The sequence below is a fragment of the Aeromonas sp. 603607 genome, from assembly GCF_049171595.1.
In the GTDB taxonomy this organism is placed as follows: domain Bacteria; phylum Pseudomonadota; class Gammaproteobacteria; order Enterobacterales; family Aeromonadaceae; genus Aeromonas; species Aeromonas veronii.
Window position 1 is genome coordinate 51,563 of the sequence record NZ_JAAKOV010000013.1, and the last position, 12,489, is coordinate 64,051.

The window sequence follows — 12,489 nt, forward strand, 5'->3', positions numbered from 1 at the left end:
TAAGCAGGCTGGGGAGAGGGGCCGCCCGTGCAGCTCCTCTCGCGATGTCAGTTGAAGAATCCACCGAACCACTCATCCAGGGCACTGCGTGGCGTCGTACTGCCGGCGCAGCTGGTCGGGGAGCCCATAGTCGAGGTCTTGGCCGGTACCTGCAGGCTGCCCGGGCAGTCGCTGGTGACGCGGGTGCCACTGGCGCGGGAGAAGTTGGCCCAGGTGACCCCTTCCGGCATCTTCAATCCCAGACTGTTGACGCCGCGCTGGCTCATGTAGCCGCTAAAGAGCTGCAGGGCACCGCTGGCACCGGTCAAGCCCGCCGGGGTGTTGTCGTCGCGACCGACCCAGATACTGACCAGTTCGTTGTTGTCCATCCCGGCAAACCAGGAGTCGCGCAGCTCGTTGGTGGTGCCTGTCTTGGCCGCCATGGTGGCGCCCGGGAACTTGGCACTGAGGGCGCGGGCCGTGCCCTGACTCACCGTCTTGGTCATGGCGAACAGGGTCAGCCAGCTTGCTTGCTGGTCGGTGACCCGCTTGGCGGTCTGATCATGCTGATAGAGCAGGCTGCCATCCCCGTTCACCACGGCGCGAATGGCCGACAGCGGCTGGGTCAGTCCCTGATTGGCGATGGGCAGATACATCTGGTTCACCTCCAGCGGGGAGAGGGCCACCGCCCCCAGCACCAGCGACGGATAGGGCTGGATCTCCTGCTGGACTCCCAGCTTGTGCAGGGTGTCGACTACCTTCTCCAGCCCCACCTGCAGACCCAGATTGACGGTCGGCACGTTGAGGGAGCTGGCCAACGCATCCATCAGCGGCACGCTCTGGCGGAACTTGCGATCGTAGTTCTGCGGCGTCCAGACCTGACCATCCTGACCGCGAATACGGATCGGCTGATCTTTGAGCGGGGTCGCCAGGGTCAGGCCGTTGGAGAGACCGGTGAGGTAGACCGCCGGTTTCACCAGAGAGCCGATCTGGCGGCGGGCATCCAGCGCCCGGTTGAACCCGGCGTAGCGGGGATCGCGGCCACCCACCAGCGCGACGACTTCGCCCTTATGCCAGTCGGAGACCACCATGGCCGCTTCCAGCTTTTTCTTGCCGCGCAGTTTCTCGATATCGGCGAGGCCCGATTCGACCGCCCGCTCGGCCGCGTGCTGGGCGATGGGGTCGAGACTGGTGAAGATCTTGAGGCCGGACTGCTTGAGCAGATCGGCGCCGAAGCGGCTCTGGATCTCTCGCTTGAGCAGTCCCATAAAGGCCGGGGTGCGGCCATAACTCATCTGGCCACGGGCGATGATGCCGAGGGGTTGACGGCTGGCCAGTTCATACTCGGCCTGGGTCAGGCTGCCGTGATCCATCAGCAGCTTCAGCACCAGATCACGGCGGGTCTTGGCCCGCTCCGGGAAGCGCCAGGGATCGTAATAGGAGGGGCCTTTTACCAGACCGACCAGCAGGGCGACCTGATCGATATCCAGCTCGTTGACTGGAATGCCGAAGTAGAAGTAGGAGGCGAGGCCGAAGCCGTAGACCCCTTGCGAGAAGTTCTGCCCCAGATAGACCTCGTTGAGGTAGGACTCGAGGATCTCGTCCTTGCTGTAGCGATAGTCGATCAGCACCGCCATATAGGCTTCCTGCAGTTTTCGCCACAGGCTGCGTTCACGGGTCAGGAAGAAGTTTTTGGCCAGCTGCTGGGTCAGGGTACTGCCCCCCTGCACGGTGCGACCCGCGATCAGGTTGGCGAACATGGCGCGCATGATGGCCACTGGCGAGACGCCGCCATGCTGGTAGAAGTCGCGATCTTCGGTGGTGAGCAGGGTCACCAGCAGGCTGTCGGGCACTTCGGCGATACGCACCAGCAGGCGATCTTCCCGATCTTCGGTATTGAGGCGATCGAGCAGCACCGGGTCCATCTGGGCGTAACCGAGCTGGCGCTGGTTCTCCAGCGACTGGATCCCCTCAAGGCGCGGGCCGTTGAAGGTGAGGCGCAGGCCACGGGCACCGTCGGCGCCATCATAGAACTCGAACGGACGGCGAATCAGCTCGATGCGGTTGCCGTTGATGGTGTATTCACCCGGCGTGTGAGGCTGGCGCACCTGCTTGTAGCTCAGCATATTGAGCTCGCGCAGCATCTGGTCCCGCGACAGGCGCTGGCTGGGGTAGAGCTCCAGCGGGCGGCTGTAGACCATCACCGGCAGCTGCCACTTCTCGCCATCGAAGCGCTCGCGCACCTTGGTATCGAGGTAGATGCCAAACACCACCATAAAGGCTGCCACCACCAGGGAGAGCTTGAAGCCAAGCCAGAACAGCTTGCGCCAGATGGTGCGTTTGGGCGCAGCCTTCTTGGGGGCACGCTTGCGTCGTTGGGTTGCCATAAATCCTCTTTGCTTTCCTTTCTACTTGTTATGTCGCATTCGCGAACGTCCGAGCGGGATTAACCCATCGAACCTAGATGCCCATCTTCTTTTTGGTAACCTTGGTCGGCATCGCCTCCAGCGGATTATCCGGCCAGTAGTGGCGGGGATAGCGCCCCTTCATCTCTTTTTTCACCTGTTCGTAGGAGCCAGCCCAGAAAGCGGCCAGATCAGCAGTGATCTGCAGCGGTCGCTGGGCGGGGGAGAGCAACTCCACCACCAGCGGTACTCGGCCATCGGCCACGCAGGGGGTCGAGCCTTGCCCGAACATCTCCTGAATGCGCACCGGGATTACCGGTGCCTGCCCCGGTTGATAGCGGATCCGCACCCGGCTGCCGGTCGGTGCCGCAAAGTGGCTCGGCAGCGCCTCGTCCAGCCGTTTGGGCAGTGGCCAGGGCAGAGATTGGCGCAGGATGTCGCCGAGGTTGAGCTTTTTCAACTGCTCAAGCCGGGTCATGCCGCTCACCGCTGGCAGCAGCCACTGTTCGAGGGTGGCCAGCAGGCTGTCGTCATCCATGGCTGGCCACCCCTCATCGGGCAGCCAGTCGCGGGCACAGCGTAGACGGGCCAGCAGCCCTTCGCTGCTCTCGTCCCACGGCAGCACATGCAGCCCCTTGCGGCGAATGCCTTGCAGCAGGCAGCGCCCTTTCTGCTCGTCAGAGAGTTCGGTCAGCGGTCGCTGGCTCAGCACCAGCTCGCCGATCACCTGCTGGCGTTCGGCGCGCACCCGCTCTTCACGTTCATCCCAGTCGAACCACTGCCGTTCGCTCACCAGTTCCGGCAGCAGGCGTACCAGCTCGTCCAGATCGACCGGTTCGGCGATAAAGATGCGGCTGCCGCGATCGTTCTGCCCCATCTCAATGGCGATGAGGGCGGCTTGTCCCTGACAGGGATGACCTTCTACCAGATCGCAGCTCACCCCACCACTGAGTTGATAGCGACTGCCGCTACGCAGTTTGCCGATGCGATCCGGCCAGGCGAGGGCACAGATCAGCCCCAGCCACTGACCCTGTGCATTGGCAGGGCGCACGCCAAGCCGTTCAAACCAGCGGAGCGCCCCCTGACGCAGAGCGTTTTGACGGCGGTGGAACAGCACAGAGAGGCGCTCCGATCCTCGCAGATCTTCTTCCTGCAACGCCACCAGATAAGCGGCATCGGCGACAATCCCTGTCAGACCTTCAGCTTCCAGCTCGCGGGCGCGCAGCAGCATGCGGGCGAGCCGAGGGTGGGTACCGAAGGCCGCCATGGCGCGGCCAGCGGCAGTGAGTTGTTGCTCACCCTCCGGCTTCATGGCGCCAAGATCCACCAGCAGCCGCTGGGCGCTGGCCACCGCAGCGGCGGGGGGCATGTCCAGCAGCGGCAGATCTTCCACCTTTGCCCCCCACTGGGCGGCATCCAGCAGCAGGCCGGTCAGCTCCTGAGTGAGGATATCTGGCGGGCTCTGCTCGGCGAGTCGCTCCTGCACCTCGCTGCTCCAGAGCCGGTAGCAGATACCAGGGCCGAGACGACCGGCGCGGCCTGCCCGCTGGGTGGCGGAGGATTTGGCTATCTGGCGGGTCTCCAGTCGGGTGACACCGCTTTTCAGATCATAGGAGGCCCGTCGTTCCAGCCCGCTATCGATCACCACCGAAATCCCCTCAATAGTGAGGGAGGTCTCCGCCACATTGGTGGTGAGCACCAGCTTACGGCGGCCGGCAGGCGCTGGTTCGATGGCTGCCTGCTGCGCCGCCATGTCGAGGCGGCCGTAGAGGGGGGCGAGGGTCACGTCGTCCGGCAGTTTGTCTGCCAACCATTGCGCCAGTCGCTCGATCTCACCCTGTCCCGGCAGAAAGACCAGTAGGCTGCCATCTTGCTCGGCCAGCGCTTCGAGCACCACGGCGCCGACCTGCGGCCCCAGCCACTGCTGGCGATTGGCGGGGCGGTAGTGGTAGTCGATGGGGAAACCGCGCCCCTCGGAGCGAACCACAGGGGCATCCGGCAACAAGGTCTCGAGTGCCATGCCATCCAGGGTTGCGGACATCACCAGTAGCTTGAGATCATCGCGCAATCCCTGCTGGCTCTCGATGGCGAAGGCCAATGCGGTATCGGCGTGCAGACTGCGTTCGTGGAACTCATCGAAGATCACCAGCGAGACGCCAGTCAGCTCAGGGTCTTGTTGCAACATCCGGGTCAGCACCCCTTCGGTGACGATCTCGAGCCGGGTCGCTGAGCTGGTGCGGCTCTCACCGCGTACCCGCAGGCCGATGCGCTCGCCCACCTTCTCCTCGAGCTGGCGCGCCAGAAAAGTAGCGATATTGCGCGCAGCCAGGCGCCGTGGCTCCAGCATGATGATGCGGCCGGGCAGCCGGTTCTGACGCACCAGCTCCAGCGGCAGCAGGGTCGATTTGCCCGCGCCGGGTGGCGCCTGCAGGATCACGCTGGTGTGGCTGTCGAGGGCGGCAAAGAGTTCGGGCAATACCGAAACGATGGGGAGCTGGGACAACGCGATGAGCACCTTCTGTAGCAACCGGTAAAACGGCGCCTATTCTGCCACAGCCACCCGCGCCACCGTGAGTGGATGTGCGCAGATGGCCACTCGGGCGGGAGGCTGGCGAGACATGGCCGGATGGCTGCCATAGAATGGGCTCATCCAATGAGCGTGAAAAAGGCATTATCACCACATGGCCAAACTCTTCTTTGCCCTGCCCGTCAAGGAGCTCGCCCCTGAGCTCATCGCCTGGCGCGATCAGCAGCCCTGGCCCGGTCAGCCGGTGCAGCAAGCCAACCTCCACCTGACCCTGGCATTTCTGGGTGAGGCTGACGAGTTGGCCACCCGCCGCCTGATCGCCGCCGTGGAGCGTCAGCACTGTCCGCCGCTCACCATCAGGCTGGATGAGACCGGCTGGTTCAGCCGGGCCAAGGCGGCCTGGATTGGCCCGAAGGAGTGGCCCAACGAGCTGACCGTGCTGGCGAAGGCGCTGCGCCGCCACGGCGAGAAGCTGCGTCTTGGCAATGGCGAGCAGGGTTATCGCCCCCATGTCACCCTGTCGCGCAAGGCGGGCGAGGCGCCTGCCATCCTGCCAGCCCCAAATTTTCTGCTGCAAGCCGATGAGTTCTGCCTCTATCAATCCATCTCGACTTCGGACGGGGTGCGCTATGAGCCGCTTGCCTGCTGGCCGTTGCGTGCCCGGGTAAAAGAAGATGCGCGGAGGGCTAACCCGTGATTTTTGATCCCCCCCTGGAATCGGGCCAGCTGGTGGCCCGCTACAAGCGCTTTCTGACCGATGTGCAACTCGATAACGGCGAGGTCATCACCATCCACTGCGCCAATACCGGTGCCATGACCGGTTGTGCCGATCCTGGCACCCGGGTCTGGTACTCCACCTCCGATAACCCCAAGCGCAAGCTGCCCAACAGCTGGGAGATCGCCGAGAGCCCGGCGGGCCACTTTATCTGCGTCAACACGGCGCGTGCCAACCAGATCGCCCGGGAGCTGATCGAGCAGGAGGCTATCGCCCCGCTGGCGGGTTACAGCCGGTTGCGCACCGAGGTGAAGTATGGCGAAGAGAACAGTCGCATCGATCTGTTGCTGGAAGATGACGAGAAGGGCAATTGTTACATCGAGGTAAAATCGGTCACCCTGCTCGATGAGCGGGAGGAGGCTGGCATGGGCTGCTTCCCTGATGCGGTCACCGCCCGTGGTGCCAAGCACTTGCGCGAGTTGATGGCGATGAAAGCGGCGGGCCACAGGGCCGTGCTGCTCTTTATGGTGTTGCACTCCGGAATAAGCCGGATGCGCCCTGCAACCCATATAGATCCGCACTATAGTCTGCTAATTGAGCAGGCAATCGCGGCGGGGGTTGAAATTTTATGCTATCGGCCCCATGTTGGGGTGCAAGGCATGGTGGCTCAAGGGTTTATCCCGTTTGAATCTGGTCACCTGTTACCCGAGGGGAGTGCATAAATATTGGAGTGGGTAACATTATTGGTACGGCTCGTTTGCTTACCCGTTACCCTTCTGCTATAGATGTCGCCCTCAATTTATGGATGGCACGGGTAGCGTGCTGAATTAGGAGACAGGGCATGCCAACAGGCGAAAACAGGAAATCTCTGGGCCCCCTGGCCATTGCGGGTGTCGCGCCTTACCAGGAAAAGCCGGGTGAGGAGTACATGAATGACCAACAAAAGGCGCATTTTCGCAAGATCCTGGGTGCCTGGCGCAACCAACTTATGCAGGAAGTTGATCGTACCGTCGACCATATGAAAGACGAGGCAGCCAACTTCCCGGATCCCGTGGATCGTGCCGCGCAAGAAGAAGAGTTCGCTCTTGAACTGCGTACCCGCGACCGTGAACGCAAGCTGATCAAGAAGATCGAGAAGACCTTGCAGCTGCTTGAAGACGATGATTTCGGTTACTGCGAACACTGCGGTATCGAGATCGGTATCCGTCGTCTGGAAGCCCGTCCGACTGCCGACCTCTGTGTCGATTGCAAGACGCTGGCCGAGATCAAGGAAAAACAGATGGCCGGTTGATCCCGACCCTCTGGTATATAAAAAAGGGAGCTCGCGGGCTCCCTTTTTTATTGAGCTTTTGGCGGTCGCGCCCCAGAATGCAGCCTCAATGAATCGCTTACCCGAACAGTCATGCCAGTGAATCCCCCGTCCTCACCCCTTGCGCGCCCCTATGTCGGCCGCTTTGCTCCCTCACCCTCAGGCCCGCTTCATTTCGGTTCGCTGATCGCCGCCCTCGGCAGCTTTTTGCAGGCCAGAGCGCAGCAGGGACGTTGGTTGGTACGCATCGAAGATATCGATCCGCCGCGGGAGATGGCGGGGGCTGCGGCCCTGATCCTCAAGACCCTTGAGGCATATGGCCTCGAGTGGGATGGGGAGGTGATGTTCCAGAGCGCGCGCCACGGCCGTTATGACGAGATCATCGACCAGCTCTATCGGGCGGGGGACCTCTACTGGTGCCGTTGCACCCGGCGCGAAATCATGGCCGCGGGCGGTCTCTACAGCGGCCACTGCCGCACGCTGGGGCTTGCGGCCGAAGGTTGCGCCGCCCGGCTGCGCCAGCACCATCCGGTCTATCACTTCGACGATCGCTTGCAGGGCCATATCGCGGTCCCTGCAGCGCTCGCCGAGGAGGATTTCATTATCCGTCGACGCGACGGGCTCTACGCCTACAACCTGGCAGTAGTGGTGGATGATATGGACAGCGGCATCACCGAGATAGTGCGCGGTGCCGATCTGCTGGAGCCCACGGTGCGCCAGATTGCCCTCTACCAGACCCTGGGTGCACCTGTGCCCGACTGGGTGCATCTACCGCTGGCGGTGCTGGCAGATGGCAACAAGCTCTCCAAGCAGAACCATGCGCCGGCCCTGGCGCTCGATGAGGTGCGACCGGCCCTGTGGCAGGCGCTGCACTTCCTCGGCCAGTGCCCGCCGCCCGAGCTGATGGCAAGCCGGATCGACGAGATCATCGAATGGGGCATCGCCAACTGGCAGCTCGAACGGGTGCCAGCCAGCGAGAAGATCCCGCTGGATCTTGAGTAAAAAGAGCCGGTTTTCGTGTAATAAGGCGTGAGCTGGGCGCTGATAGACCGCTATTTTCGCTGGCAGACGGTTTCATGCGGGATCAATTGTCAGCACGGTTTTTCATTTGGTCAGGCGTGAGCTATGTGCAGATTGACCGCTATTTTCGCTGGCGGACGGTTTCATGCGGGATCAATTGTCAGCACGGTTTTTCATTTGGTTAGGCGTGAGCTATGATAGGCCGCTATTTTTTGGCCTCCCGTCAATTTAGAAGTCATGAAGAGGTGTACCATTTTTTCCCAGATCGCAAACTTTTGCCGCAAGGTGCTCGGCAAGGAAGACGGCGAGCAGTCGGTGGAATCCCCCATTCCAGCCCGTGTCGCCGGTCAACGTCGTACCTTAAGCCGTGATCAGCACCCTATTTCGCGCAAAGAGATCAGCGAGAATGCACTCAAGGTGCTCTATCGCCTGAACAAAGGGGGCTATGAGGCCTACCTAGTCGGCGGCGGAGTCCGGGATCTGCTGCTCGGGAAGACGCCCAAGGATTTCGACATCGCAACCGATGCGACGCCGGAGCAGATCAAGGCGCTGTTCAGCAACTGCCGCCTGATTGGCCGTCGTTTCCGCCTGGCCCACATTGTCTTTGGTCGTGACGTGATCGAAGTGGCCACCTTCCGGGGTCACCACCATCAGGTCAATACCAGCAAACATGTGTCGGCCCAGTCTGATGAAGGCATGCTGCTGCGCGACAACGTCTACGGCACCATCGAAGAGGATGCCGAGCGCCGCGACTTTACCGTCAACGCCCTCTACTACAGCGCCAAAGATTTCACCCTGCACGATTTCGAAGGGGGTCTGGAAGATCTGGCCGAGCGCAAGCTTGAGCTGATCGGCGATCCCGAGACCCGTTATCGTGAAGATCCGGTGCGGATGCTGCGCGCCGTGCGCTTTGCCGCCAAGCTGGATATGACCATCAGTCCGCGTACCGCCGCCCCTATCAAGGAGCTGGCGCCACTGCTGCAAGACATCCCGGCTGCCCGCCTGTTTGAGGAGACCCTCAAGCTGTTCCTGGCTGGCGATGGCCTAGCGACCTACAAATTGCTGCGCGAGTATGGTCTGTTCCAGCAGCTCTTCCCGCAAGTGGCGGCGCTGTTTACCCCGCACGGCAACTCGCCCTACGAGCAGTTTATCGAGCAGGCGCTGATCGATACCGACACCCGCGTTCGTGAAGACAAGCGCGTCACTCCCGCCTTCCTCTACGCCACCCTGCTGTGGGGCTGCGTCGAGGCCCGTGGTCGGGTGCTGGAGAACGAGAGCGGCCTGCCCTGGTATGACGCCTTCATGCTGGCGATCAACGAGGTGCTGGACAATCAGGTGCGGATCATCGCCGTTCCCCGCCGTTTCACCACAGATGTCCGCGACATCTGGGCACTGCAACAGCGTCTGACCCGTCGTCAGGGCAAGCACCCCGAGCGCGCCATGGAGCATCCCAAGTTCCGCGCGGCATTCGACTTCCTGTTGCTGCGCAACCGGGTCGAGCGCGGTCTCGGTGAGCTGGCCAGCTGGTGGGAGCGTTATGTTGCCTCCAATCCGGATGTGCGCCCGCAACTGCAGCGTGAAGCGACCCGTCGCCCGGCCAGCGGTGAGCGCGGCGAGGCCCGTAGCCACGATGGCGAGAAGCGCAGCAACAACAGCCGCAATCGTCGTCGCCCCCGTCGCCGCAAACCGAAAGTGGCCGAGTGACCACAGACGTGATGACCGAGGTCTTCATCGCCATTGGTTCCAACCTGTCTGATCCGCTGGGTCAGGCTCGTCGTGCCGTTGCCGCCCTGGCAAGGTTGCCGGAATCTGTGCTGGTGGAGGCCTCGTCGTTTTACAGCAGCCGCCCCATGGGGCCTGCTGACCAACCGGACTACGTCAATGCCGTGGCCCGGCTCAATACCCGGCTCGCGCCCCTTGCGCTGCTGGATCAATTACAAAAAATCGAGCTGGAACAGGGACGTGTGCGCAAAGATGAGCGGTGGGGGCCGAGAACTCTGGATCTCGACCTGCTGCTCTATGGGGATCAGGTGATCAACCATGAGAGCCTGATCGTACCCCACTACGGCATGAAGGAGCGGGAGTTCGTGCTGCTGCCCCTTGCCGAAATTGCGCCTGCTCTGGTGCTGCCCTGCGGCACCCCGCTCGCCCGACTGGTTGCCCGCTGCCCGCACAATGATTTGGCCATCATTGCCCCGCGTGCAGACGTACAGGAGCCTCTATGAGCAAGATCACCACCGCCAGCCTGTTGAAGATGAAGCAGGATGGTCAAAAGTTCACCGCCATCACCGCCTATGATGCCACCTTTGCCAAGCTGTTCGACGACGAGGGTGCCCACGTGCTGCTCATCGGCGATTCGCTGGGCATGGTGCTGCAAGGGGGTCAGGATACCCTGGCGGTCAACATGGATGAGATGGTCTATCACACCCGCTGTGTGGCGCGCGGTGCCAGCAAGGCACTGGTGGTCGCCGACATGCCGTTCATGAGCTATGCCACCCCCGAGCAGACTTACCAGAACGCTGCCCGCCTGATGGCGGCCGGTGCCCGCATGGTGAAGATGGAAGGGGGCGACTGGCTCTGTGACTCCATCCGCCACCTCACCCGCAACGGGGTGCCGGTGTGTGGTCACCTCGGTCTCACCCCGCAATCCGTTCATGTCTTTGGCGGCTTCAAGGTGCAGGGGCGTGACGAGTTTCAGGCGCAGGAGATCTACCGCCAGGCCCTCGAACTGCAAGCGGCCGGTATCCAGCTGCTGGTGCTCGAGTGTGTGCCCACTGCGCTTGCCGAGCGCATCACCAAGGCGCTTCGCATCCCGGTGATTGGCATTGGTGCCGGCCCCGCGACCGACGGTCAGATTTTGGTGATGCACGATGCCTTTGGCGTCACCTCTGGCTATGTGCCCAAGTTCACCAAGAACTTCCTGGCCGAGACCGGCGATGTGCGTGCCGCCATCCGCCTCTATGTCCAGCAGGTGAGCGAGGGGAGTTTCCCCGGCCCGGAGCACAGCTTCAACTGACCCTGGCAGTTGCATGATGGGGGCTGCGGCCCCCGTCTCTGCTTCTCAGCCTCGCACAGTTAACCCGTATAGCTAATCCGTCTCTTATTGATTCATCTAAAGGTGAACTGCTGATAGCCATTTTCGTGCTTCATCCCGCCCGAGTGCTACCGGTAGATGCAACCCGTCTCTCTTTTTGATTTATCGGAAGGTGAACTGCTGATGTTGGTCGTAAATAATCCCGTCGTTCTGCGTGAGCAGATCAGCCAATGGCGCCGTGAAGGGCGTGCCATCGCATTCGTGCCCACCATGGGCAACCTGCATCAGGGCCACCTGACGCTGGTGAAAGAGGCGCACAGCCACGCCGAGAAGGTGGTGGTCAGCATCTTCGTCAACCCGATGCAGTTCGACAAGGCCGAGGATCTTGCCAACTACCCGCGCACTCTGGAGCAGGATTGCGCTGCGCTGGAAGCGGCCGGGGTCGATATGGTGTTCACCCCGACCCCGGAGATCATGTATCCGCAGGGGCTGGCGAGCCAGACCTTCGTCGAGGTGCCGGGTCTCTCCAATCTGCTGGAGGGGGCGCTGCGTCCGGGTCACTTCCGTGGGGTCAGCACCGTCGTTACCAAGCTGTTCAATCTGGTACAGCCGGATGTGGCCTGCTTTGGCCAGAAGGATTACCAGCAGCTGGCGCTCATTCGCAAGATGGTGGCCGACATGGCGATGCCCATCGAGATCGTCGGTGTGCCGACCGTACGGGCCGAAGACGGGCTGGCACTCTCTTCGCGCAACGGCTACCTGACTGCCGCCGAGCGGGCCATTGCCCCCGAGCTGGCGCGCACCATGAACTGGATCGCCGAGCAGATCGAAGCGGGTGACCACCACCTGCCCTCCCTGGTGGCCCAGGCCAGCCAACGCCTCGACAACGCCGGTTTTCGTACCGATGCCATCGACATCGTCGATGCCGCCACCCTCGAATCCGCCACAGACGAGAGCGCGCAGCTGGTGATCCTGATGGCCGCTTATCTTGGCAAGGCCCGCCTTATCGACAATCAAGTGGTCACGCTGCAGCAAGCCTGAGCCCGCCACAACCAGGAGGACCCCATGTCCAAGAAGGTTTACTGCATTGCCCAATTCCTGCCCAAACCCGGTCAGGAGCAGGCCCTGTTTCAGGTGCTGCAGGCGCTCGAGCCCAACACCCTGCGTGAGGATGGCTGCCTGCAATATCGGGTGACCCGCCACATCGCGAGCCCGTTTGCCGAGGGGGAGAGCTTCCCCATCGTGTTCAACGAGATTTGGCAAGATATGGCAGCCTTTGAAGCCCACTGCCAGCGCGCGGAGATCAAGGCTTTCTTCGAGCGTTACTGTCTGGCGGAAGATGGTTTGGCCGCCAAGTGGAATGTCTGCGTCTATAGCGACGAACCCGAACAGTACGACGCCCCCGTAAAGAAGTAATTCCCCCGATTGCCAGCGGACGCCCCCTCGGGCGTCCGCTGCTTTTTCACGCCAGCACTCTCCTGCATTCCGGCGTTTTGTTCT

The 12,489-nt window shown here is 62.1% G+C and carries 11 protein-coding genes; 9 read left to right on the forward strand and 2 right to left on the reverse strand.

Going from position 1 to position 12,489, the window contains the following annotated elements; genetic code table 11:
* Positions 1 to 47: 47 nt before the first annotated feature.
* Complete coding sequence (gene mrcB, locus G5315_RS13415) at positions 48 to 2,366, reverse strand: penicillin-binding protein 1B (protein ID WP_421222837.1); 2,319 nt, start codon at positions 2,364 to 2,366, stop codon at positions 48 to 50.
* Positions 2,367 to 2,439: 73 nt separating this feature from the next.
* Entirely contained in the window at positions 2,440 to 4,887 is a 2,448-nt protein-coding gene (hrpB, locus tag G5315_RS13420; RefSeq protein ID WP_421333194.1) for an ATP-dependent helicase HrpB, read from the reverse strand.
* Positions 4,888 to 5,065: 178 nt separating this feature from the next.
* Here hrpB and thpR point away from each other — a divergent pair, with 178 nt between their 5' ends.
* The 9 genes from thpR (at position 5,066) to G5315_RS13465 (ending at position 12,405) form a co-directional block, all read left to right on the forward strand.
* The gene (gene thpR / locus G5315_RS13425; RefSeq protein ID WP_421333195.1) at positions 5,066 to 5,608 is read left to right on the forward strand and encodes an RNA 2',3'-cyclic phosphodiesterase; all 543 of its coding nucleotides are present in this window, start codon (positions 5,066 to 5,068) and stop codon (positions 5,606 to 5,608) included.
* Entirely contained in the window at positions 5,605 to 6,348 is a 744-nt protein-coding gene (gene sfsA / locus G5315_RS13430) for a DNA/RNA nuclease SfsA (RefSeq protein ID WP_421333196.1), read from the forward strand. Before thpR ends, sfsA begins: the two co-directional genes overlap by 4 nt.
* 119 nt (positions 6,349 to 6,467) lie before the next feature.
* Positions 6,468 to 6,917 (forward strand): RNA polymerase-binding protein DksA, encoded by a 450-nt coding sequence (gene dksA / locus G5315_RS13435; RefSeq protein WP_005335644.1) that lies wholly within the window; start codon positions 6,468 to 6,470, stop codon positions 6,915 to 6,917.
* A 111-nt stretch (positions 6,918 to 7,028) separates the two neighbouring features.
* A complete protein-coding gene (gene gluQRS, locus G5315_RS13440; RefSeq protein WP_421333197.1) occupies positions 7,029 to 7,937 on the forward strand; it encodes a tRNA glutamyl-Q(34) synthetase GluQRS in 909 nt (302 codons plus the stop codon).
* A gap of 255 nt (positions 7,938 to 8,192) precedes the next feature.
* Complete coding sequence (pcnB, locus tag G5315_RS13445; protein WP_139474094.1) at positions 8,193 to 9,659, forward strand: polynucleotide adenylyltransferase PcnB; 1,467 nt, start codon at positions 8,193 to 8,195, stop codon at positions 9,657 to 9,659.
* 11 nt (positions 9,660 to 9,670) lie between these two features.
* Positions 9,671 to 10,180: a 2-amino-4-hydroxy-6-hydroxymethyldihydropteridine diphosphokinase gene (gene folK, locus G5315_RS13450; protein ID WP_421333226.1), complete on the forward strand. Its 510-nt coding sequence runs from the start codon at positions 9,671 to 9,673 to the stop codon at positions 10,178 to 10,180.
* Entirely contained in the window at positions 10,177 to 10,971 is a 795-nt protein-coding gene (gene panB, locus G5315_RS13455) for a 3-methyl-2-oxobutanoate hydroxymethyltransferase (RefSeq protein WP_199415730.1), read from the forward strand. The genes folK and panB overlap by 4 nt, the downstream gene beginning before the upstream one ends.
* 201 nt (positions 10,972 to 11,172) lie before the next feature.
* On the forward strand, positions 11,173 to 12,030 hold the full coding sequence (panC, locus tag G5315_RS13460; RefSeq protein ID WP_005335639.1) for a pantoate--beta-alanine ligase: 858 nt from the start codon (positions 11,173 to 11,175) through the stop codon (positions 12,028 to 12,030).
* 24 nt (positions 12,031 to 12,054) lie between these two features.
* On the forward strand, positions 12,055 to 12,405 hold the full coding sequence (locus G5315_RS13465) for a putative quinol monooxygenase (RefSeq protein ID WP_005354654.1): 351 nt from the start codon (positions 12,055 to 12,057) through the stop codon (positions 12,403 to 12,405).
* Positions 12,406 to 12,489: the final 84 nt, after the last annotated feature.

Excerpts from the sequence above, each read along its gene's own strand:
- mrcB (WP_421222837.1), bottom strand. The coding sequence starts at position 2,366 with ATGGCAACCCAACGACGCAAGCGTGCCCCCAAGAAGGCTGCGCCCAAA.
- thpR (WP_421333195.1), top strand. The coding sequence starts at position 5,066 with ATGGCCAAACTCTTCTTTGCCCTGCCCGTCAAGGAGCTCGCCCCTGAG.
- dksA (WP_005335644.1), top strand. The coding sequence starts at position 6,468 with ATGCCAACAGGCGAAAACAGGAAATCTCTGGGCCCCCTGGCCATTGCG.
- gluQRS (WP_421333197.1), top strand. The coding sequence starts at position 7,029 with ATGCCAGTGAATCCCCCGTCCTCACCCCTTGCGCGCCCCTATGTCGGC.
- pcnB (WP_139474094.1), top strand. The coding sequence starts at position 8,193 with ATGAAGAGGTGTACCATTTTTTCCCAGATCGCAAACTTTTGCCGCAAG.
- folK (WP_421333226.1), top strand. The coding sequence starts at position 9,671 with ATGACCGAGGTCTTCATCGCCATTGGTTCCAACCTGTCTGATCCGCTG.
- panB (WP_199415730.1), top strand. The coding sequence starts at position 10,177 with ATGAGCAAGATCACCACCGCCAGCCTGTTGAAGATGAAGCAGGATGGT.
- panC (WP_005335639.1), top strand. The coding sequence starts at position 11,173 with ATGTTGGTCGTAAATAATCCCGTCGTTCTGCGTGAGCAGATCAGCCAA.
- G5315_RS13465 (WP_005354654.1), top strand. The coding sequence starts at position 12,055 with ATGTCCAAGAAGGTTTACTGCATTGCCCAATTCCTGCCCAAACCCGGT.